Raw genomic sequence first — 20886 nt, forward strand, 5'->3', positions numbered from 1 at the left:
CCAAGTGCAGGGCGGCGCGCGTGGAGGGCCCCCTCCACCAGCCTGCGGCTGGTCCCCCTCCCCGTCCCGGGGAGGATTTTTGCGTGAGCCAATACCTCCCCCTGCTCGGCATCCTGGTCGTGATCGTCGGCTTCGCGCTGAGGTTCAATCCGATGCTCGTCGTGCCCGCCGCGGCGCTGACGACGGGGCTCCTCGCCGGCTTCGACCTCATCGAGGTGATCGGCAAGCTCGGGAAGGCGTTCAACGATGCGCGAATCATCATCATCCCCTGGGTCGTGCTGCCGGTCATCGGGCTGCTTGAACGCTATGGGCTGCAGCAGCGGGCGCGTGCGGTGATTTCGGGCTTTCGCGCAGCGACCGTTGGACGGCTGCTCATCCTCTACCTGCTCTACCGGCAGATCATCTCGGCGATCGGGCTCCATTCGACCGCCGGCCATCCCCAGACCGTGCGTCCCCTGGTGGCGCCGATGGCGGTTGCAGCGGCGGAGCGACAGGCCGAGCTGGACGAACATATGAGCGAGCAGGTCAAGGCCTATGCCGCCGCGACCGACAATGTCGGGCTCTTCTTCGGCGAGGACATCTTCTTCGCGATCGGCTCCATCGTTCTCATCCAGCAGACCCTGGAGGCTTACGACATCTTCCTCTCGCCGCTGCAGCTGGCGGTTTGGGCGATCCCGACCGCGATCGCGGCCTTTCTCATCCATGGCTCGCGTTTGTTGCTCCTCGATCGAACGCTCGCGCGACGAGCGGCGGAGGCGCTGCGGTGATCACCATCCAGCATGTCTTCTATCTCGTCGGCGGGCTGTTTGGCGCGTGGGCTTTGCTCAGCGCCTTCGACCGCACCAATCCGAAGCGGTTCGGCAACGCCGCCTTCTGGGGCCTCGTGGCGCTGAGCCTGGTCGCGGGGCACCGGCTCGGCGACGTCGCCAACGGATTTCTGGTGCTCGGCCTTGCCGCGCTCGCCACACTGAAGCTGATCGGCAGGGGCGCACCCTCGACAGGTGAGGCGGACCGGGCGGCCGCAGGCGAGCGCTACGGCAACAAGCTGTTCCTCCCGATCCTCGTCGTCCTGATCACCGCCGTGGCCGGAACCCTGCTCTACCTCTACACACCGCTGCACGGGACCGGCCTGTTCGAGCCGAACCGCGAGACTTTCATCCTGCTCTGCCTCGGCGTGCTGCTGGCGCTGGCGCTCATCTTCGCGTGGCTGAAGCCGCCGCCGCTGGCGCCGCTCGACGAGGGCCGGCGGTTGATCGACGCGGTCGGCTGGGCGGCGGTCCTTCCGCTGATGCTGGCTGCGCTCGGGCTGGTGCTCGCCGATACGGGGGTGGGGAAGACGATAGGCGGTCTGGTGCTGACCGTGATCCCGGAAGGAACGGTGCTGCCGGCGGTGATCGCCTATGGTCTCGGCATGGCGATCTTCACCATCCTCACCGGCAACGCGTTCGCGGCCTTCCCGGTGATGGCCACAGCGATCGGCGTCCCGCTGCTGATCCAGGGCTATGGCGGCGATGCGGCAGTGGTGGGCGCGATCGGCATGCTTGCCGGCTTCTGCGGGACTTTGATGACGCCGATGGCGGCGAACTTCAACATCGTGCCCGCGGCCTTGCTCGAGCTCAAGGACCAGAACGGCGTCATCAAGGCGCAGATCGGCACTGCCCTGCCCCTGCTCCTCGTCAACATCCTCCTCATCTACTTCCTGGCGTTCTAGATGCCCCACAGTCTTACTCCCGAGAACGCGGGACGCTTCGCGCGGATCGCGCTCGGCCATGTTGGCCAGGAATATCCGCACAAGCTGGATCATGTGATGGACGGGCCGGAGGATGTGGCCGGCCCGCGCGCGCTGCATCCGATCTTCTTCGGCAGCTTTGACTGGCACAGCTGCGTGCACGGTTATTGGCTGCTACTTCGCATCCGGCGGCTGTTTCCGGAGCTGCCCGAGGCGGCGGCCGTCGCGGAGCTTGCCGACGAGATGCTGACGATCGGCAAGGTCGCGGGCGAACTCGCCTATCTGGACCGGGCCTATACGGGCGGTTTCGAGCGCCCTTATGGCTGGGCGTGGCTGCTGGCGCTGCACCGGGAGGCATCGCTCCAGGACCGGCAGGATTGGGCGCAGGCGCTGCAGCCGCTCGCCCTCGCCTTTGCGGAGCGGTTCATGGCCTATCTGCCCAAGCTCACCTACCCGATCCGCACCGGCACCCACTTCAACACTGCCTTCGCGCTGATCCTCGCGCTTGAGTGGGCGCAGGACTGGCATCCCCCGCTCGCCGGGCTGATCCGGCAGCGGGCGGCGGCCTGGTATGGGGAGGACTGGAACTGCCCGGGCTGGGAGCCGAGCGGGGACGACTTCCTCTCCTCCGCGCTGGTCGAGGCTTTGTGCATGCGCCGCGTGCTCGGCGAGGAGCCGTTCCGGGTCTGGCTGGGCGGGTTCCTGCCCGAGCTTGCCGCGGGCGAGCCGCGGAGCCTGTTCAACCCGGCCGCGGTGTCGGACCGCTCGGACGGCAAGATCGCGCATCTCGACGGGTTCAACCTGTGCCGGGCATGGTGCTGGCCGGAGCTGGCCGATGCGCTGGAGCCGGCCCTCGCGGAGCAGGCCCGGGCCACGGCGGAGGCGCATCTCGCCGCCAGCCTGCCCCACGTCGCCGGCGACTATATGGGCGAGCATTGGCTGGCCACCTTCGCCTTGCTCGCGCTGGAGGCGGGTTGAACTTATTGCAGTGCACAATCGTTCGCCGGGCAACTTAAAGGAAGAAGCATGCTGAACGAAGCCGTCAATCCGCCGATCGAAGCCGACGTCCATTCGAGCCCCGCGGAGCGCCCGGCGAGGCGGGAGAAATCGAGCAAGTCGGGCAACCTCTGGAAGTGGGGCGCTGGCGCGGCCGCCGTCACTGCGCTTGCCGCCACCGCCGTCTACAACCAGCTTCGCGCCCGACGGGCCGAAGCCGACAATCCGCCGCTCGGCGAATTCATCGAGGTGGATGGGGTCGAGCTGCATTATCTGGAGAGCGGACAAGGCCAGCCGATTGTGCTGCTGCACGGCAACGGCGCCATGGCGCAGGATTGGGTGGCGAGCGGTCTGCTCGACCAGCTTGCGCTCAAGCACCGCGTGATCGCCTTCGACCGGCCCGGCTTCGGGCATAGCGAGCGGCCGCGCTCCACCGTCTGGACGGCCGAAGCGCAGGCGCGGCTGATCGCGGTAGCGCTGGCGCAGCTCGGGATCGAGCGGCCGCTGGTGGTCGGGCACAGCTGGGGAACGCTGGTGACGCTGGCGCTGGCGCTCGACAACCCGGGCAAGCTGGCCGGCATCGTTCTGCTTGGCGGATATTATTATCCGAGCGTGCGCGGCGATGTGCTGCTCGCCTCGCCGCCGGCGGTGCCGGGAGTCGGAGACGTGATGCGCTATACGGTCTCGCCTCTGCTCGGCGCGGCGACGAGCCCGGCGGTGGTCAAGAAGGTTTTCAGCCCCGCGCCCGTCCCGGACAGCTTCGCGGCTTTCCCGCTCGATATGTCGCTCCGGCCGTCACAAATCCGGGCGAGTGCGGCCGAGGCGGCGCTGATGATCCCGGCAGCGGCGACCTTGAGCCCCCGTTATGCACAGCTCGACCTTCCTGTGACGGTGGTCGCCGGCGCCGGCGACCTGATGGTCACGCCCGAGTCGCAGACGCAGCGCTTTGCCGATGCGCTGCCCCAGGCCAAGCTGCGGCTGATCGAAGGCTCCGGCCACATGGTCCACTACACTGCGACCGACGAAGTTGCCGAGGCGATCGAGGAGGCCTGGCCGCACCGGCACGAATGACGCTCTTCTTCACCAGCGACACCCATTTCGGCGATCACCGGACGCTCAACATCGGCAAGCGGCCGTTCGAATCGGTCGCCGAGATGGACGAAGCGCTGGTGGCCGGCTGGAATGCGGTCGTCGGTGGGGAAGACGAGGTCTGGCACCTGGGCGACGTGGCGCGCCGCGCCATTGAGGTGCCGGACCTGCTCGCCCGACTTCACGGCGCTAAGCATCTGATCCGAGGCAACAACGATCCGCCCGGCACCTGTGAGGCCGAAGGTTGGGCGAGCGTCCACGACTATCATGAGCTCCGGATCGGCGATCGGCTGCTGGTGCTGTGCCATTACCCGTTCCGGAGCTGGAACGGGCAACACCGCGGCGCGATCAACCTGCATGGTCACAGCCACGGGCAGATGAAGCCCCTGCCCCGCCAGTACGATGTCGGGGCCGATGCCCGCGGCTTCCGGCCGGTGACGCTCGATCAGCTGCTCAGCAAGGACCGGTCGTAGCGGGCGAGCAGGTCCTGCGGGCCGTCGTAGATCTCGGCGGCGCCGGCATCGCGGAGCACCTCCTCCGGAAAGCCGCCGGAGAGAAAACCGACCGAGCGGATGCCGAGCTTGGCCGAAGCCTGGATGTCGTAGGGCGAGTCGCCGACGACCACCACGTCTCCGGGCCCGAGCGGGGACAGCTTGGCGATTGCGGCGGCGAAAATATCCGGGTCGGGCTTGGAATGCTTGGCGTCGTCGGCCGAGGTGGTCGCCTCGACCAGATCCTCCGCCCCGATTACGCCGAGGTGGAAATGCACTTCTTCCGCCTTTGCCGAGGACGCGAGCACGATGCGCTTGCCATCGGCGCGCAGCCGCTCGAACAGGTCACGAACGCCTGGGAACGGAACGACCCGCGGCAGATAATCGCGTTTGAACAGGTCGGATCGGTAGCTGTCGATCTCTTCCTCGCGCGCTTCCACGAGCTCGGGCGGGAGCAAGGCCGGGATCAGATTGTCGCCGCCCTTGCCGATCTGACTGCGGATGACATCGTGCGGCAGGTCGACGCCGAAGTGGAGGAAGGCCTCGCGCCAGGCGGCGGCGTGGAGGTCGTTGCTGTCGATGAGGGTGCCGTCGACGTCGAAAAGAACCGCTTTGATCATCGACCGCCAATCGCCCGCAGGGGCTGAGGTTCCTCCACCAGCAGATGCTTCCTGATCTTCCCGGCGGCGGTGCGCGGAAAGTCGGAGACGATCTCGAAATATTTGGGCACCTTGTACGGCGCGAGGCGGGCGCGGCAGAAGGATTCAAGCTCCACATAATCGAGCGCTGCAACGCCAGGGATGGGCAGGATGAAGGCGCGGCCGACCTCGGCCCACCTCGGATCGGGCGCAGCGACCACCGCCACCTCCGCGACAGCCGGATGGGCGCACAGGACATTCTCGACCTCGGCCGGGAAGACGTTCTCGCCTCCGGACACGAACATCTCCTTGCGGCGGCCCGAAATGTAGCAAAAGCCGTCCTCGTCCCGCCGGGCGATGTCGCCGGAGCGGAGCCAGCCGTCCGCGGTGAACGCGGCTGCCGTCTCCTGCGGGTTGCGCCAGTAGCCTGGGGTGACGCCAGGCCCCGCAAACAGCAAATCACCTTCCGCCCCATCGGGCACGTCACGGCCGGCCTGGTTGACGATCCGGACGCTGCACAGCAGCTGGGGCTTGCCGACAGAGCCGATCCGATCCCAGGCGTCGGCCGGGTCGATGAGAAAGGCGGTCGGCCCTGTTTCCGTCATCCCCATGCCGTTGCAGACGCGGATGCCGAGCGCGCGGCAGCGCTCGACAAGTTGGTCGGGAAGCGGCGCGCCGCCGCAGCCCCAGTGGCGGACGGCGTCCAGCGGTAGCGTCGCGAACCGAGGATGGCTGAGCAACGCCTGGTAAACCGCTGGCACCGCAAAAAAGACGTCCAGACGCCGGGCTTCGAACAACGCGATCAAGGCCTCTTCGTCGAAGCCGGGCAGGACAAGCACGCTGCCCCCCGCAAGCAGGGTCGGCAACGCATGGAGGTTGATGCCGGCGGTGTGAAACAGCGGAAGGAAATTGGCCGTGCTGTCGGTTGAGCGCAGATCAATGGCCGAGCGCAGATTGACGTAGTTCGCGAGCGCCATCCGGTAGGTGTAGATGACCCCCTTGGAAGCTCCGGTCGTGCCCGAGGTATAGAGCAGATACCAGGTGTCGGCGGCCGGCCAGTGAGCCCGGGCCGGGTACGGCTGCATCACGGCCAGCGTCGCCTCGTAATCGAGGTCGAGACCGATCCGCTCGATGCCGAGCATGGCAGCGGCCGCTTCGTCCTCGGCGCCGAACAGGAGGAGGCTTGGGGCGGCGTCGGCCACAAGCTGGGCCAACTCCGCGGGCGGCATACGCCAGTTGAGCGGGACCAGGATGGCGCCGAGCTTGGCGCAGCCGAACAGCAGCTCGAAGAACGCCACCCGGTTGCGGCAAAGGATTGCGACGCGATCGCCCGGCGTGATCCCGCGGGCCGCGAGGAGCGAAGCGAGCTGGCCCGCGCGGTGATCGAGTTGGCCGTAGCTCCACACGCGCCCGGTCGCGACCTCCTCGAACGCCACGCTGTTCGGAGAAAGCTCGGCGCGCTTGGCGGTGATGTCCGGAATTTGGTCGATCACCGTTTCCTCAGCCCCTCCGAAACCAGATCGATCGCCATGGTCGCGACCTGGCGGGGCGACAGATCATCTTTCCACAATCCATAACGCATGCCCAGGAAGACGCTCATGCCGATCAGAGCCCAGGCACGCGGCTCATCCGGGCCTTCGGCTATTTCCCCCCGCCCGCGAGCCGCAGCAAGGTTGCGGCTGTAGCCGTCGGCGAAGGTCAGATAATGTTCGCGGTAGACATCCTCGGCGACGAACTGCGCTTCCTCGATGATCCGGTAAAGTTCGGGGTGGCGCCGGACGAAGCCGATGAAGGCTTCCAGGCCGAGCCGCTCGGCAGTGAGGCGGTCGGGAGCGCCGCGCACCGCTTCGGCGACATGGGCTCGGGTCGTCTGGCTCATGTCCCTGACGAGCGCCCGGAACAGCGCCTCCTTCCCATCGAAATAGGTGTAGAAGGTGCCGAGCGCGACGCCGGCGCGCTGGGTGATGCCGGTGATCGCCGCTTCGTGGAAGCCGCGTTCGCCAAATTCCGACGCGGCGGCTTCCAGCAGGCGGCGCAACGTCTTGCGTCCACGCTCGGTGCGCGGGCTCTTGTCGGCGGGAACCATCGCAGGATCAGCCATTCCGACCGCCGAAGTTCATGAAGTTCGGGACATTGCGCATCACGCCGCCGCCTGGCCAGTGCGGCGACGTCGATGAACGGCCGCTTTTCGAGTCGGTCTTCATACCCCTCCCGCCGAATCGTCCTGGATTCAGCATGCCTCGATAGCAGGCCCGGAGGAAGCATTCGTGCAGAGTTGAATATTGACTCATGTTTCAGAGTAGAGCAATCTGTGGCCGCGAGGATGGGTCAAGACCCGACTCGCGAAGGGGGCATGATTGGCCGAGTTCACCGCGACGGACGGTGTCCGCATTCATTATCGGGCGGAAGGCGCCGGGCGGCCGCTGCTGCTGCTCCACGGTCTGATGGCGCATGGCGGCTTCTGGGCGGCGCAGCAGCCCTTGTCCGAAGATTTTCGCCTGATCGCTCCAGACCTTCGTGGCCACGGGGAGTCGCGCGCCGAGCCGCGCTCCGTCACGGTGGATCGCCTGGTCCGCGACACGGAGGAGCTCGCAGAGGCGCTGGATCTGCAAGGGGCGATCGTCGTCGGCTGGTCGCTTGGAGCGGCGATCGCGTGGCCGCTGCTCGCCGGACGCGTCTCTGCGCGCTTCGCCGGCTCAGTGGTGGTCGACATGACGCCGAAGGTCTTGAACGAGGGCGGATGGACCCTGGGCCTTGCGCCGGAGCTGGTTGAGGCGCGCGCGGCTGCCTTCCGAGACGACTTCGCCGCATTCGCTCACGCCGCGGGAACCGCCGTCCTCGCCCCGCCGATCGCCGACGGCGAGGCGGAGCTCGCCGCCTGGGCCGGAGCCGAGTTCGCGCGCAACGACAATCGCGCGATGAGCACCTTGTGGGCCTCGCTTGCCGAGCAGGATTATCGGCCGTTGCTGGCCCGCATCAGCCAGCCGACGCTGATCCTTCGCGGGGCGCACAGCTATCTCTACGGGCCCGACACGGCGCGGTATCTGGAAAGCGCGCTGCCGAGCGCCCGGATCGTCGAGTTCGGCCGATCCGGCCATGCGCCAAATCTCGAAGAACCCGAGCTTTTCAACAAACGGATCATCGACTTCGCCGCGGGACTTGCCGTCGGGCACGAAGTCGGCACGCTTGCATAGGAGAGAAGATATGGCCCGCAGCACGTTTCGACTGAGTTTGAGGATCGGCACCGCCATGCTTGCGCTCGGCGCCGCCCTTCCCGCCTGGGCGCAGGTCGCTCAGGAGCAGGAACAGCCGGCCGGCACCGCCGCCTCCTCCGAGCAGCAGGCGGTTGCAGCCAACGAGGCGACTGGCGAAGACGGCGCCACCCAGGATACCGACATCGTCGTCACCGCCAGACGCCGTGCGGAAAGCCTGCAAGACGTGCCGATCGCGGTGACCGCTTACTCCGGTGAGGCGCTGGAGCGTCAAGGCGCGCTCGACATCACGGACATCTCCGACACGACGCCGAACGTCACGCTGGAGACTTCGCGCGGCACCAACACCACGCTGACCGCCTTCATCCGCGGCGTCGGCCAGCAGGATCCGGTGGCCGGCTTCGAAGCGGGTGTCGGCATCTACCTGGACGATGTCTTCCTGAACCGCCCGCAGGCCGCGGTGCTCGATATTTACGATGTCGAGCGCATCGAGGTGCTGCGCGGGCCGCAGGGCACGCTTTACGGCCGCAACACCATCGGCGGCGCGATCAAATATGTGACCCGCCGGCTCGACGATGATCCGACCATCCGCGCTCGCGCCAACCTTGGCACCTACAAGCAGGCGGACCTGATCCTGACGGCAAGCACGCCCCTCGGTGAGGGCATCCGTATCGGCGCTTCCGGCGCGCGCCTCAGCCGCGGCGGGTTCGGCGACAATTTGAACATTCAAGGTCTGGAGAACTACAACCGCGATCTGTACGCGGCGCGCGGCACGATCGAGCTCGATCCGACGCCCGATCTCTTCATCCGCCTTTCCGGCGATTACACGAGGGACAAGAGCGACCCGCGCAACGGCCATCGACTGATCCCAAGTCTGTTGAGCGGCGCCCCCGTGCTAGACGACGTTTACGACACCCGTGCCGGGCTCAATACCCCGAAGCAGGACATCGAGGCTTATGGCGGTGCGCTGCGGATCGAGCTGAAGCTCGGTGAAGAGTTCATGCTGCGCAACATCACGGCCTACCGCAAGGACCGCAGCCGCACCCCGATCGACTTCGACGCGCTTCCGGCGGCCGACGTCGATGTGCCCGCCATTTACCGCAACAAGCAGTTCTCGAACGAGTTTCAGATCGTCTATGAAGGATCGCAACTGCAAGGCGTCGCCGGCGTCTACTATCTGGACGCCAACGCCAACAATATCTTCGACGTGATCCTCAGCACGACCGGCGCCCTCATCGGCGTTCCGGGCTTCACCGCCTCGACCTTCGGCGACGTCGACACCAAGACCTTCGCCGTGTTCGGCGACTTCACTTACAAGGTAACCCCGCAGATCGAGCTTTCGTTGGGCGGGCGCTATACGAACGACAAACGCCAGGCGGTGGTGATCCGGCGCAACCTGCGCGGCGGACCTTCGCCCGAGCTCGGCGGTGGCCCAATCAATGGCATGTTCGGCGCGACCAACCCGACCGGTCGACAAGTCGGAGCGCTCACTTCTGATTTCGCCGGCGAGGAAACCTTCAAGGAATTCACGCCGCGCGCGTCGGTCAGCGTCCAGCCGGACGACGACAACACGCTGTATGCGAGCTACTCAAAGGGCTTCAAAGGCGGCGGCTTCGATCCGCGCGGCCTGTCCACCGTCGCGCCCGATCTCAATGCAAACGGGACGCGGGAGGCGAACGAGATCTTCGATTACTTCCTGTTCGATCCGGAGAAGGTCGACAGCTACGAGCTTGGTTACAAAGCCTCGTTGTTCGACCGGCGGCTCCGGCTCGCGCTGGCCGGCTTCTACGCGGACTACCAGGATGTACAGGTGCCCGGCTCGGTGGGCGCGGTGGTGAACGGGATCCCGACTTTCGTCGGCGTCACCACCAATGCCGGCCAGGCGAATTTCAAAGGCTTCGAAGCCGAAGCGGTGGCGACCCTCGCCAGGGATCTGGGCGTTGCCGGATCGCGGCTCAACTTCACCGGCACGCTCGGTTACCTCGACGCCCAGTACAAGGAGTTCATCACCAACGTCGCCAATTTCGACGCGAGCGGAAATCCGGCGCCGGGCACGGCGGCGAGGCCGGTGGACGTTGCCGACTTCCGTCGCATCCAGAATACGCCCAAATGGACCGTGTCCGGAACGCTCGATTACTCGACGCCGCTTGGGGAAGGCGGCGGTGAACTGAACGCCAACACGACCGTCTCCTATCGCAGCAAGACCTTCCAGTTCGAGACGCCGAGTCCGTTCCTCGATCAGCCCGGCTACGCGCTGTGGGATGCCAGCCTGGTCTATACCAGCCCCGGCGACCGGTTCACGATCGGCATTCACGCCAAGAACATCACCGACAAGCAGTATATCACCTCGGGCTATCAGTTCCTCACGGTCAATCCGGTGACGGGTGTGCCTGTTCTTTCCGTGTCTCCAGCATCGGCCAACTTCAACCGGCCGGGCGTTGCCTCGTCGCTCGGTCGGGAGGGCGTGGTGACTGCCTTCTACGGCAACCCGCGCCAGGTGTTCCTCACACTGGGTCTGAACTTCTGATGCACGGCCGTCATGCCGGACTTGATCGGGCATCCACCTTCCTGTTGGGGCGCTTGGGAAGGTGGACCTCGGATCAAGCCGGGGGTGACGGCGGTGAGCGATCATGAAGCTGGATAATGAAGCGCATCAGTCTGCCAGGGGTGCCGGTGGGCGTGTGCTGGCCGTTCTCCTGCTCGCCTACATCTTCAACTTCATCGACCGGCAGATCATCGGCATCCTGGCGGTGCCGATCAAGGCGGAGCTGAAGCTCAGCGATACCGAGCTGAGCCTGATGGGCGGGATCGCATTTGCCCTATTCTACAGCGGCATCGCGATCCCGGTCGCCTGGCTCGCCGACCGCAAGAGCCGCGTCAACATCATCGCATTCTCCGTCGCATTGTGGAGCGCATTCACGGCCTTGTGCGGGCTTGCTCAGAATTTCTGGCATCTGTTCCTCGCCCGCATGGGCGTCGGCATCGGCGAGGCGGGCGGCGTCGCGCCTTCCTACGCGCTGATTTCCGATTTCTTTCCCAAGGAGCGGCGCGCCCGGGCGCTCGCGCTGTTCTCGCTGGGTATCCCGATCGGATCGGCGCTCGGCGTCTTCTTCGGCGGCTGGATCGCAACCAATCTCGACTGGCGATCGGCCTTCATCATCGTCGGTCTCGCCGGGCTCCCCGCGGCCTTGCTGGTCAAGCTGCTCATCCCGGAGCCGGTGCGGGGCGGGTTCGACAATGCTGACGGCAGCGCGAGCGCGCCCGCGCCGCCCTTCTTGACGGTCGCCGCCACTCTCAATCGAACGCCCAGCTTCTGGCTCCTCTCGCTCGGTGCGGCATCGGGGTCGATCCTGGGCTACGGCCTGATCTTCTGGCTGCCCTCGTTCTTCAGCCGCAGCTTCGGGCTCGAACTGATCGAGGTGAGCTGGTTCTACGGATCGATCGTGCTCGTCGGGGGCGTGGCCGGCACCTTGCTGGGCGGCTGGCTCGGCGATCGGACCGGCCCTGACCGGCCCGGCAGCTACGCTTTGATACCCGCAATCTGCTTCCTGATCGCCGCACCCACGTTCGCGGCTGGATTGTTCGCGCCGTCGCTGCCGGTAGCCTGGCTGCTCTTCACGGTCGGGCAGATGCTCGCATTGGCCTGGCTGGGGCCGGTGATCGCGGCGGTCCAGCACATCGTACCGCCCAATATGCGCGCGACCGCATCGGCAAGCTTCCTGTTCATCAACAACCTGATCGGGATCGGCTTCGGGATTTTTTTCCTAGGGTTCATGTCCGATCGGATGACGGCGGCCCATGGGCAGGAAGCGCTGCGCTACTCGATCCTCTACGGGCTCGCCTTCTACCTGTTGAGTTCGCTCCTCTATTTCGTAGCGGCGTCTCGGCTGAAGCGGGACTGGCGCGGCTGAACAACGCGGACACAGCTGTTCAGACGAAGGACAGGCGCGCTGTGGATAACCCAAGTTAACGGTTGCTTCGGGATTCAGGCGCAGTTTATTAGTGCTCCGGGGTCTGGGGGAGGTTTGTATGACGCGTTCAGTCAAAGACTTTATCGACATCAAAAATCCAGGCACGCTCGACGAGTTGATCGCGCGGCTGATCGAGATCCGGGACGGTCTGCCGGCCGGCCGAGAAGCGGAGGTCCGGATGCGCGGCGACGATGTGTTCGGGCGCAAGCTTTCTATCTCCTTCCAGCGTCCGCAGACCGCCGAGGAGGCGGAATGCGATGCGCGCTATGCGGATGCCTACCGCGCCTCGCGGGAGCGTGAGCAGTCGCGCATCGCGGACGAGCGCGGCGCTACGGGACATGCCCCGCGCAACCGGGGGCGTCGGCTAAGAATGGTCGCCTGACGTTCCTGCGCAGGAACGCATCAAGCACTTCGGAACTAGGCTCCTGCTTTCGCAGGAGCACTCGATGTGCTGGAACTCACCACTCGGCGAAGCTGCCGTCCGCCTGGCGCCAGATCGGATTGCGCCACCGGTGGCGCTCCTTGTGCGCCTCGCGAACTGCCGCCTCGTCGATGTCGATGCCGAGTCCCGGCCCTTCCGGGATCGGCAGGTAGCCGTCGACCGGCGACAGCGCATCCTGGTTGGTGACGAAGTTCAACAGGTCGTGCCCGACATTGTAGTGGATGCCGAGGCTCATTTCCTGAATTGCGACGTTTGGCGTGCAGGCGGCAAGCTGCAGACAGGCGGCGAGCGCGAGCGGACCCAGCGGGCAATGCGGCGCGACGGCGATGTCATAGGCTTCCGCCACGGCGGCGATCTTGCGGCATTCCATCAGGCCGCCTGCGTGGCTGAGGTCCGGCTGGATGATGTCGACCGAGCGGGATTCGAAGAAGGGCTTGAAGTCCCAGCGCGAGTAGAGCCGCTCGCCGAGCGCAATCGGGGTCGCGGTGAGGTTCGCGATCTGGGCGAGTCCCTCGACATTTTCGGACAGCAACGGCTCCTCGATGAACAGCAGTCCGAACGGCTCAAGGGCCTTGGCGAGCTGCTTTGCCATCGGCTTGTGAACGCGGCCATGGAAGTCCAGGCCGACATCGACACCCTCGCCCTGCGCCGCTTGCACGCGCTCAAGCACCTCGTCGAACAGCCGCGGCGTGCCGATCCAGTCGAGCTCGGCGGTGGCGTTCATCTTGATCGCCGAGAATCCCTGCTCGCGCCGCGCGCGCGCGGCGCTTGCGACATCGTCCGGTCGGTCCCCGCCGATCCAGGCATAGGCGCGGATCTTCTCCCGCACCTTGCCGCCCAGCATTTCCCAAGCCGGCAATCCGAACGCCCTGCCCTTTAGGTCCCAGAGCGCCTGCTCGAGCCCAGCCAGCGCCGACATCAGCACCGGCCCGCCGCGGTAGAAGCCGCCGCGATAGGCAACCTGCCAGATATCCTCGATCCGACGCGCGTCATGGCCGATGAAGCGATCGCGCAGCGCCTCGAACGCGCCGTCGACCGCCTCCGCCCAGCCCTCCAGGCTGGCCTCGCCCCAGCCGACCGCACCGTCCTGCGTCTCGACCCGCACGAACAGCCAGCGCGGGGGCACGTAGAAGGTCTCGATGCGGCCGATCTTCACGGGCTGGCTCCTTATCGCGTTATCGTCACCCCGGGCTTGACCCCCGGGTCCATCTTCTTCGCTGAACAAGAAGGTGGATGCCGGATCAAGTCCGGCATGACGAAATGTGGTGGCAAGGCGGATTGGCTACGGCCCCATCTCGGGGTTGCTGCCCATCTGCGGCTCTTCGCGGACGTTGCGCCGGGCAGCCGCCGCCATCAGGCTGTCGGCGTAACTGCCGCCCGCCTGGCTCGGCGGCACGATCGGCACCGTCAAGCAGACCGAGGAAGCCGGCAATACGTCGCGCCAATCCTGAATCAGCTGCTTGTAGGCCTTGCCGACCGCGCGGATGTTGCGGTCGAGATCATACAGGCCGAGCGGATTGACGTTGCCGTTCTGCTCCCGCAGCGCGGTGTCCCAATCGACCTGGTCGGTGAGCGAATACCAGGTGAAGCCGACGGTAGGGATGCCATCGTTGCGAAGGCGCAGCACGCTCGCCCACTCCTTCCACAGCCACTGGACGGCCTCGTCGCCCCGCGGACCTTCCTTCATGTTGGTCTCGGTGTGCATGACCGGAAGCCGGTAGCGATCATAATATTGGCGCGTGATCTCGGTGTATCCGAACACTTCTCCCGACGACTCGGTAAGGCCGTCGGCATGCACCCGATGCTCGTTGGTCATGTAGTAATCGTTGCCGAGGATGCAGTGCTGCTTGAGGTGCTGGTTGAGGAAGAAGTGGTACTCGTCCTTCGTCATCCCGTTATCCAGCAGATACTCATACATCTCGCTGTCCACGCGGCGGCCGTAATTCAGATCGAGGCTGAGGAAGCGGCGTGAGTTCATGACTTCCGCCGGGCCGATCGCGGCCGGGCTGTCGGCGTGGAAATATTCCGAAGACTCGCTCTGGATGAAGATCGCATCGGGGCGACGCTTCAGGATTTCCGTCATCGCGAGGACATTGCCTTTGACGATGTTCTTGAGCGCGGTGACGAAGGCGCGGTCCGTCTTCAGCTCCTCGTTCCACCAGCCGTATCGGGCCGAGAAGGCGGCGCAGATAAACATCTCGTTGACCGGCGTGTAGAGCTGGACCCAGGGGTAGCGCTCGGCAAAATCGGCAGCGTAGCGGGCGAACAACGGCGCGAAATCAGGATTTTGGAAGTTGCCCATCCAGTCGGGTACGCCGAAATGGCAAAGATCCACGATCGGCGTGATGTCGCGCCGCTCGAGCTCAGCGAAAGTCAGGTCCGTGAATTCCCAATCATATTTGCCCGGGCCGAGGAAGGTCCGATAGATCGGCGGACCGTAGCGGAGGAACTGGATGCCCATGTCCTCGACCAGTTCGAAATCCTCGCGCCAGCGCTCGTAATGGCCGCACACATCCATCTGATCGACGCGGACGCGGCCGTTCTTGACGGTCGGGATGCTGTTCTCGATCCCGGTCGCGAACATGAAATTGGCGATACGTACCTCCCCCCTGGCTTGATGCGCTGGCTTAGCCCCCGAAGGGAGTATCGGCGATCCCGGCAACACCTGGAAGGACCATAAACAGCCCGCCCGCATTAGGTTGCATTGCAAGCTCCTCCCCGCTGATGCCGATGCTCGCAGAGGTGATGAAAAGTTGGTCGAGCGCGGGACCGCCGAATACGCAGCTGGTCGGGCGGGCCGTTGGGACTTCGATACGACCGATGAGCTCGCCCTCCGGAGAGAAGCGGCGCACCGACCAGCCGTCCCAGAAGGCGATCCAGAGGCAGCCCTCGCCGTCCACCGTCATTCCGTCCGGATAGCCGTCGCCCTCGCCGAACTGGAGGTGGACACGGCGATTGGCGGCATTGCCGCTATCGTCGAGGTCGAACAGGTAAGTGACCTGGCGCGCGCTGTCATTGTGATACATGAGCCGGCCATCGGGGCTGAAGGCGGGGCCGTTGGTGACCTTGTAGCCATCATCGACCCGCACCCAGCTGCGATCCGGATCGAGCCGGTAGAGCCCGCCGGACGCCTCGACCTCGTCATTGTCCATGGTTCCGGCCCAGAAGCGGCCGGCGCGATCGAGCTTGCCGTCGTTGAAGCGGTTGGTGATCCGGTCCGGCTCCGGATTGACCAGGGGCACGAAGCGATCGGCCTCAAGATCGACGCGGGAGAAGCCGTCCTCCGTGCCGGCGATGAAGCCATCGCTCGCTCGCGGCGCCAGCGAGCAGACGCGATAGGGCGTTTCCCAGGTCTTGAGCGCGCCGTCGGCCGGACTGTGGCGGAACACCTTGTAGCCCTTGATGTCGACCCAATAGAGCGCCTGCTCCCGTTCGACCCAGACCGGCCCTTCGCCGAGCACCGCGTGAACATCCGCCACCAAGGTTGCTGTCTTGCTTGTCGCCATGACTTTCCCGATAGCGGCCCCCGCCCCGCTGGCAAGACGGACGGGAGCGGCTGGCGACCGGCTGCGTTGAAAGGCGGGGCGAGAGGAGAGCATGAGCTGGGCTGAAGGCTTCATCGCCGTCGACTGGGGCACGACCAACCGGCGCGGCTATCTGGTCGAGGCCGACGGCCGGATGACGGACGAGTTCGAGGATGATCGCGGCATCCTGGCGGTCGGCGAGGGCGGCTTCCCGGAGGCGCTCAACCAGATCAGCGAGAGGCTGGGGGATCGGCCGCTGCTGCTCGCCGGGATGATCGGCTCCAACCGGGGCTGGATCGAGGCGCCTTACGCCCCCTGCCCGGCCGGCCTGCCCGAGCTTGCCGCCGGGCTGCAATGGGTCGAGCCCGGCAGGGTCGCGATCGTGCCCGGCGTCTCCTATCTGGCCGGGAACAGGGCCGATGTGATGCGCGGCGAGGAAGTGCAGATCCTCGGCGCGTTCGGCGACGGGCTCGTGCCGGCCGACGCGCTGATCTGTCATCCGGGCACGCACAATAAGTGGATCCGGCTGGACGACGGGCGGATCGGCGCGTTTCGGACGGTGATGACGGGCGAGCTGTTCAACCTGCTTCGCGAGCACAGCATTCTCGCCGACTTGCTGCGCGAGCCCGCCAGAGTGGACGCGGCCTTCGAGCGCGGCGTGGCGCACGGTCTCGACAAGGACGATCTCAGCGCCGAACTGTTCTCGGTGCGGGCGCGGGTGCTGCTCGGCCAGGCGCGGCGTGAGGAAGCGGCATCCTATACGAGCGGTCTCCTGATCGGGACGGATCTTCGGATCGGGCTTGGCGAGGGCGGCGACGACGACGTTGTGGTAATGGGGCGGCCGGAGCTGACCAGCCTATTCGCAGCCGCCTTGCGCATCGCGGGACGCGGCGCGCGCGAGGTGGATGGCGAGCAGGCGTTCCTGGCGGGGTGCCGCCACCTCGTGGAGCTGATCCGATGAGCCCGCTCGAAACCCTGAACCAGCGCCTGGCAGAATGTCCGCTGGTCGCGATCATCCGGGGAGTCACGCCGGGCGAGGTCGTCGCCATCGGCGAGGCGCTTTACGCTGAGGGCATTCGCATCATCGAGGTGCCGCTCAACTCGCCGATTGAGCCGCTCGAAAGCATAAGGTTGCTGGCCGGTGCGCTTGGCGACCGGGCGCTGGTGGGCGCCGGCACCGTGCTCGATCCTGCTGATGTCCAGCGGGTTGCCAATGCCGGCGGCAAGCTCATCGTATCGCCAAACACCTACACGCCGGTCATCGAGGCCTCGGCAGCGGCCGGCATGGTGTCCGCGCCCGGCTATTTCACGCCCTCCGAAGCTTTCGAGGCGCTCCGGGCCGGCGCGACGGCTCTCAAACTTTTCCCGGCGGAGATCGGCTCGCCGGCGCTGATCAAGGGGCAACGCGCCGTGCTCCCGAAGCATGTTCCCTTGCTTGTGGTCGGTGGAGTGACACCGGACAATATGCGGTCGTATTTGGAGGCGGGCGCGAACGGTTTCGGGCTGGGATCAGGCGTCTACAAGCCGGGTCAAACGCCCGATCAGGTCTCGGGGCAGGCGCGCGCCTACGTCCGGGCGCTGGCCTGACATGCGCCCGATCCGGATCGGCATCATCGGCTTCGGCAAGATCGCGCGCGAGCAGCATGTGCCCTCGATCGCGGGTTACCCGCGCTTCGAACTGGCCGCGACGGGGAGCCGCGGCGGCAACGGCCAGCCCGGCGTCCCCTGCTTTGCGGACCACCGCGCCATGATCCGGGACGCCGAACTGGACGCGGTCGCCATCTGCACCCCGCCTTCGGTACGCTACGAGATCGCGCGCGATTGCCTTGAAGCGGGGCTGCACTGCCTGTTGGAAAAGCCGCCGGGTGTTTCCCTGGGTGAAGTGGAGGAGCTGGCCCGCATCGCCGGGGCGCGCGAGATGACCCTGTTCACCACCTGGCACACCCAGGCCAACCCCGCCGTCGGGGCGGCAGCGAAGCTGCTGGCCGGCGAGCGGATCGCCTCGATGGAGGTGATCTGGCACGAGGACGTGCGCAAATGGCATCCCGGCCAGGACTGGATCTGGGAGCCGGGCGGCTTCGGCGTGTTCGATCCGGGGATCAACGCACTGTCGATAGTTGCCCAGATCTTACCCGGCGCGCTGTTCGTCCGCGACGCCGAACTCACCTATCCGGCCAACAAGCAGAGCCCGATCGCGGCCGAGCTCAGCTTCGCCAGCCCGGCTTCGGACGGCGCGCTGACCGCGAGCTTCGACTGGAGACACAGCGGCGGCGAAGCCTGGACGATCGACATTCGCACCGAAGCAGGCCGGCACGTGCGGCTGCTGGACGGAGGCGGCCGGCTCGAGGTCGACGGCGCACCGCGTCCGGTGGAGGGCGCGGGAGAGTATCCGGCGCTGTACGGCCAGTTTCTCGACCTGATCGATGAGCGCCGCAGCCACGTCGATCTCCGCCCGCTCAGGCTGGTCGCCGACGCCTTCCTGGTCGGCCGACGCACGGCGACCGAGCCGTTCGAGGACTGATCCTCCCCGTCCCGGCGAAGTTCTAGAAGCTCGCCCGCAAGCTCAGGCGGATGTCGCGGCCGGCGAGCGGCACGAAATCCTTGGTGAAGCTCGCGTGCCGGCGTGCATCCACATCGAAGATGTTGTTGGCGGACAGCAGAAGAGTGGTTCCATTCTCGCGCCCTAAAGGACGCCATGCGATCGAGGCGTTGACCAGAGTGTGGCCGTCGGTCGGGTTCTCGAACGCGGCGACCCGCTCCTGATCGTCCGCCCACTCGAATTCGACTCGTGCATCCAGCGCCGCCGTCTGCGCTTCGATGCCGCCAAGAACCCGCAGCGGCGGGATGCGAGGCACCGGGCCACCCTCGTTGCGGATCGTCGCCCGGACATAGTCGGTCACGACATCGCCGACAATTTTCAACCCGTCGCTGCGGAACAGGGTCGCCGAAGCTTCCGCCTCAAATCCGAGATAACGCGCATCGCGCTGGAAATACTGGAACACGGGAAGCCCGTCCTCCTCCTCGCCGGTGTCGGACTGGAAGATGTAATCGTCGAACCAATTGGCAAAGACGCTCGCGCTCAGGCGGAAGTCGTCCGTTTCGGCGCGTGCGTACAGTTCGGCGCCAACGCTCTTCTCCTTGCGCAGCGTCGGATCGCCGATCTCGAACGCCTGGGTCGCAATGTGCGGGCCGTTGGAGAACAGCTCCTCGGCCGCGGGTGCGCGCTCCGCGCGAGACACATTGGCGCCAATCCTCACACGCGGTGTGAGCTTGTAGGCTGCGCCGGCCGCCGCGGAAAAGGCGTTGAAGTCGCGCGAGATGCCGAGCGGGCGCGACTTGACGTTGCTGCGCTCGTAACGGCCGGCCGCTTCGAACTGGAGCGGGCCGAACTCGAATTCCTGAAGGGTGAACAGGCCCAACTGGCTGGTCTTGTTCGGCGCGACGAATGCTTCGGCGCCGATCGCGTCGAAGTCGCGCGTGAAATACTGGACGCCGCTGGCACCGCGCCAGCCATTGCGGTCGGCCTGAACAAGCTCAAATCGGCCTTCGAAGCCGTCGGTCAGGAAGCGCGTGCCGACCTCGTCGCCCTCAAACTCGATATGCTCGTAATCGGCATAGCCGGCGCGCACGCGCACCTTGTCGATGAAGCCGCCGTCCACCTCATATTCGCCGCGCAGATCGACGCGGATCTGGTCCATGGCGATGGTGACCGGCGCTTCCTCTTCCTCGCCGCCCTCCTCTTCCTCGCCTTCCTCACCGTGATGGTGCCCGGCGCCGGGGCGGGACGGCACCCCGTAATCCGTGTTGAAGTAGCTCACCGAAACGCCGAGATTGCCCCGGTCACGGATGAGGGCGAGGCCGGCGCCGAGCGTATAGGTCTCGGTCGCGCTGTTGGGAATGACACCGCGGAACTCAGCAAGTTCCTGCGCTTCGGCCGCCTCATCGGCATGGCCCTCCGCCAGTTCCTCGGCGGCGATCTCGAGCTGCTCGGCGCGAAGTTCCGGCGAAAGAAGGAAGCCGCCAATCTCGCGATCGTTGGTCTTGCGATAACTGCCGTCGAGATGCGCCACCAGGCCGCCGCTGCCGAGCGGAAGATCGACGCCGCCGCCGATGCTGCGTTCATCGTCAGCCGAGCCGTAGGTGCCGATCAGGTCGAGATGGACCGGCTCGTCGGGCACGCGCCGCGGGATGCGCCGGTCAAGCACGTTGACCGCGCCGCCGATCGCCTGGCTGCCGAACAGCAGGACGGCCGGGCCGTGCAGCACCTCGATCCGCTCGGCGGTGAGCGGGTCGATCGTCACCGCATGGTCGGCGGAAGTGTTGGACACGTCGATCGAGCCGATGCCGTCCGTCAGAACGCGCACGCGCTCGCCCTGGAAACCGCGCAGAACGGGCCGGGAAGCACCGGGGCTGAACGAAGTCGCCGAGACACCAGGCAGCCGAGCCAGCGTGTCCCCAATCTGCGGCCGGATGTCGCGGACGAGGTCGGTTCCGCTCAGCACCGAGGTGCCGGAAAGAATGTCGAGCTCGCGCACGAAATTGGCGGTCACCACGATCTCGCCGGGCGCGGTGGTATGATAGTCATCCCCCGCCCGACCCTGCTGCGCAGTTGCCGGGGGGGGCGCAGGGGCGGCCTGCTGGGCCGCAGCAGGCGCGGCGAGGATGGTGGACGCAAGCAACAAGGTGAAACGAGTCATCGGGCACTCCGGGGGGACGGCGCGCGCTTAACGGTTACGATACATTGTCACAAGCGCTTCGGGCGGCTTGTCGACCAATGGTTGCTTGGGCGCTGCA

At 66.2% G+C, this 20886-nt stretch carries 19 protein-coding genes; 12 read left to right on the forward strand and 7 right to left on the reverse strand.

All coding sequences use genetic code 11. The features are described 5' to 3' along the window. Positions 1–83: 83 nt before the first annotated feature. Genes VF631_RS03465 through VF631_RS03485 form a run of 5 tightly spaced genes read left to right on the forward strand, consistent with a single transcriptional unit; the run spans position 84 to position 4287 of the window. Positions 84–767, forward strand: a complete 684-nt coding sequence (locus tag VF631_RS03465) for a DUF969 domain-containing protein (protein ID WP_431848876.1) — start codon at positions 84–86, stop codon at positions 765–767. After that, positions 764–1711, forward strand: coding sequence for a DUF979 domain-containing protein (locus VF631_RS03470; protein ID WP_431848877.1), 948 nt, complete (start codon positions 764–766; stop codon positions 1709–1711). The genes VF631_RS03465 and VF631_RS03470 overlap by 4 nt, the downstream gene beginning before the upstream one ends. Beyond that, complete coding sequence (locus VF631_RS03475) at positions 1712–2707, forward strand: DUF2891 domain-containing protein (protein ID WP_431848878.1); 996 nt, start codon at positions 1712–1714, stop codon at positions 2705–2707. A 48-nt stretch (positions 2708–2755) separates the two neighbouring features. Then, positions 2756–3796, forward strand: a complete 1041-nt coding sequence (locus VF631_RS03480) for an alpha/beta fold hydrolase (protein WP_431848879.1) — start codon at positions 2756–2758, stop codon at positions 3794–3796. Then, positions 3793–4287 carry a metallophosphoesterase family protein gene (locus tag VF631_RS03485; protein WP_431848880.1) on the forward strand — a complete coding sequence of 165 codons (495 nt, stop codon included), beginning with the start codon at positions 3793–3795 and terminating at the stop codon, positions 4285–4287. The genes VF631_RS03480 and VF631_RS03485 overlap by 4 nt, the downstream gene beginning before the upstream one ends. Here the strand turns inward: VF631_RS03485 and VF631_RS03490 are convergent. The 3 genes from VF631_RS03490 to VF631_RS03500 are packed head-to-tail and all read right to left on the reverse strand — an operon-like array spanning position 4260 to position 7044. Then, entirely contained in the window at positions 4260–4925 is a 666-nt protein-coding gene (locus tag VF631_RS03490) for an HAD family hydrolase (protein ID WP_431848881.1), read from the reverse strand. The genes VF631_RS03485 and VF631_RS03490 overlap by 28 nt on opposite strands. Next, entirely contained in the window at positions 4922–6436 is a 1515-nt protein-coding gene (locus tag VF631_RS03495) for an AMP-binding protein (RefSeq protein WP_431848882.1), read from the reverse strand. Before VF631_RS03495 ends, VF631_RS03490 begins: the two co-directional genes overlap by 4 nt. Next, positions 6433–7044 (reverse strand): TetR/AcrR family transcriptional regulator, encoded by a 612-nt coding sequence (locus VF631_RS03500; RefSeq protein WP_431848883.1) that lies wholly within the window; start codon positions 7042–7044, stop codon positions 6433–6435. The genes VF631_RS03495 and VF631_RS03500 overlap by 4 nt, the downstream gene beginning before the upstream one ends. A 256-nt stretch (positions 7045–7300) precedes the next feature. Here VF631_RS03500 and VF631_RS03505 point away from each other — a divergent pair, with 256 nt between their 5' ends. The 4 genes from VF631_RS03505 to VF631_RS03520 all read left to right on the forward strand — a co-directional run bounded on the left by VF631_RS03505 (position 7301) and on the right by VF631_RS03520 (position 12508). Further along, positions 7301–8137 (forward strand): alpha/beta fold hydrolase, encoded by an 837-nt coding sequence (locus VF631_RS03505; RefSeq protein WP_431848884.1) that lies wholly within the window; start codon positions 7301–7303, stop codon positions 8135–8137. A 10-nt stretch (positions 8138–8147) separates the two neighbouring features. Beyond that, positions 8148–10682 carry a TonB-dependent receptor gene (locus tag VF631_RS03510; RefSeq protein ID WP_431848885.1) on the forward strand — a complete coding sequence of 845 codons (2535 nt, stop codon included), beginning with the start codon at positions 8148–8150 and terminating at the stop codon, positions 10680–10682. A 103-nt stretch (positions 10683–10785) separates the two neighbouring features. Further along, positions 10786–12066 carry a spinster family MFS transporter gene (locus tag VF631_RS03515; RefSeq protein WP_431848886.1) on the forward strand — a complete coding sequence of 427 codons (1281 nt, stop codon included), beginning with the start codon at positions 10786–10788 and terminating at the stop codon, positions 12064–12066. Positions 12067–12184: 118 nt separating this feature from the next. Then, on the forward strand, positions 12185–12508 hold the full coding sequence (locus VF631_RS03520) for a hypothetical protein (protein ID WP_431848887.1): 324 nt from the start codon (positions 12185–12187) through the stop codon (positions 12506–12508). Positions 12509–12584: 76 nt separating this feature from the next. On the opposite strand, the gene dgoD is transcribed toward VF631_RS03520, so the two are convergent. The 3 genes from dgoD to VF631_RS03535 form a co-directional block, all read right to left on the reverse strand. Continuing rightward, the gene (gene dgoD, locus VF631_RS03525; RefSeq protein WP_431848888.1) at positions 12585–13724 is read right to left on the reverse strand and encodes a galactonate dehydratase; all 1140 of its coding nucleotides are present in this window, start codon (positions 13722–13724) and stop codon (positions 12585–12587) included. Between the two features lie 126 nt (positions 13725–13850). Further along, positions 13851–15152 carry a family 1 glycosylhydrolase gene (locus VF631_RS03530; RefSeq protein WP_431848889.1) on the reverse strand — a complete coding sequence of 434 codons (1302 nt, stop codon included), beginning with the start codon at positions 15150–15152 and terminating at the stop codon, positions 13851–13853. A gap of 43 nt (positions 15153–15195) precedes the next feature. Continuing rightward, positions 15196–16074, reverse strand: a complete 879-nt coding sequence (locus tag VF631_RS03535) for an SMP-30/gluconolactonase/LRE family protein (RefSeq protein WP_431848890.1) — start codon at positions 16072–16074, stop codon at positions 15196–15198. Positions 16075–16165: 91 nt separating this feature from the next. On the opposite strand from VF631_RS03535, the gene VF631_RS03540 reads away from it, so the two are divergent. The 3 genes from VF631_RS03540 to VF631_RS03550 are packed head-to-tail and all read left to right on the forward strand — an operon-like array spanning position 16166 to position 18613. Then, complete coding sequence (locus VF631_RS03540) at positions 16166–17053, forward strand: 2-dehydro-3-deoxygalactonokinase (protein WP_431848891.1); 888 nt, start codon at positions 16166–16168, stop codon at positions 17051–17053. Further along, a complete protein-coding gene (locus tag VF631_RS03545) occupies positions 17050–17679 on the forward strand; it encodes a 2-dehydro-3-deoxy-6-phosphogalactonate aldolase (protein WP_431848892.1) in 630 nt (209 codons plus the stop codon). The genes VF631_RS03540 and VF631_RS03545 overlap by 4 nt, the downstream gene beginning before the upstream one ends. Position 17680: 1 nt before the next feature. Beyond that, positions 17681–18613, forward strand: coding sequence for a Gfo/Idh/MocA family protein (locus tag VF631_RS03550; protein WP_431848893.1), 933 nt, complete (start codon positions 17681–17683; stop codon positions 18611–18613). 22 nt (positions 18614–18635) lie between these two features. Here VF631_RS03550 and VF631_RS03555 read toward each other — a convergent pair whose 3' ends face one another. Beyond that, on the reverse strand, positions 18636–20789 hold the full coding sequence (locus VF631_RS03555) for a TonB-dependent receptor (protein WP_431848894.1): 2154 nt from the start codon (positions 20787–20789) through the stop codon (positions 18636–18638). Between the last annotated feature and the right edge of the window lie 97 nt (positions 20790–20886).

Origin of the sequence: Allosphingosinicella sp. (assembly GCF_036387615.1) — a bacterium.
Taxonomy (GTDB): Bacteria; Pseudomonadota; Alphaproteobacteria; order Sphingomonadales; family Sphingomonadaceae; genus Allosphingosinicella.

Excerpts from the sequence above, each read along its gene's own strand:
- VF631_RS03510 (WP_431848885.1), top strand. The coding sequence starts at position 8,148 with ATGGCCCGCAGCACGTTTCGACTGAGTTTGAGGATCGGCACCGCCATG.
- VF631_RS03545 (WP_431848892.1), top strand. The coding sequence starts at position 17,050 with ATGAGCCCGCTCGAAACCCTGAACCAGCGCCTGGCAGAATGTCCGCTG.
- VF631_RS03475 (WP_431848878.1), top strand. The coding sequence starts at position 1,712 with ATGCCCCACAGTCTTACTCCCGAGAACGCGGGACGCTTCGCGCGGATC.
- VF631_RS03555 (WP_431848894.1), bottom strand. The coding sequence starts at position 20,789 with ATGACTCGTTTCACCTTGTTGCTTGCGTCCACCATCCTCGCCGCGCCT.
- VF631_RS03520 (WP_431848887.1), top strand. The coding sequence starts at position 12,185 with ATGACGCGTTCAGTCAAAGACTTTATCGACATCAAAAATCCAGGCACG.
- VF631_RS03515 (WP_431848886.1), top strand. The coding sequence starts at position 10,786 with ATGAAGCTGGATAATGAAGCGCATCAGTCTGCCAGGGGTGCCGGTGGG.
- VF631_RS03490 (WP_431848881.1), bottom strand. The coding sequence starts at position 4,925 with ATGATCAAAGCGGTTCTTTTCGACGTCGACGGCACCCTCATCGACAGC.
- VF631_RS03550 (WP_431848893.1), top strand. The coding sequence starts at position 17,681 with ATGCGCCCGATCCGGATCGGCATCATCGGCTTCGGCAAGATCGCGCGC.
- VF631_RS03535 (WP_431848890.1), bottom strand. The coding sequence starts at position 16,074 with ATGGCGACAAGCAAGACAGCAACCTTGGTGGCGGATGTTCACGCGGTG.
- VF631_RS03480 (WP_431848879.1), top strand. The coding sequence starts at position 2,756 with ATGCTGAACGAAGCCGTCAATCCGCCGATCGAAGCCGACGTCCATTCG.
- VF631_RS03500 (WP_431848883.1), bottom strand. The coding sequence starts at position 7,044 with ATGGCTGATCCTGCGATGGTTCCCGCCGACAAGAGCCCGCGCACCGAG.
- VF631_RS03485 (WP_431848880.1), top strand. The coding sequence starts at position 3,793 with ATGACGCTCTTCTTCACCAGCGACACCCATTTCGGCGATCACCGGACG.
- VF631_RS03540 (WP_431848891.1), top strand. The coding sequence starts at position 16,166 with ATGAGCTGGGCTGAAGGCTTCATCGCCGTCGACTGGGGCACGACCAAC.
- VF631_RS03530 (WP_431848889.1), bottom strand. The coding sequence starts at position 15,152 with ATGTTCGCGACCGGGATCGAGAACAGCATCCCGACCGTCAAGAACGGC.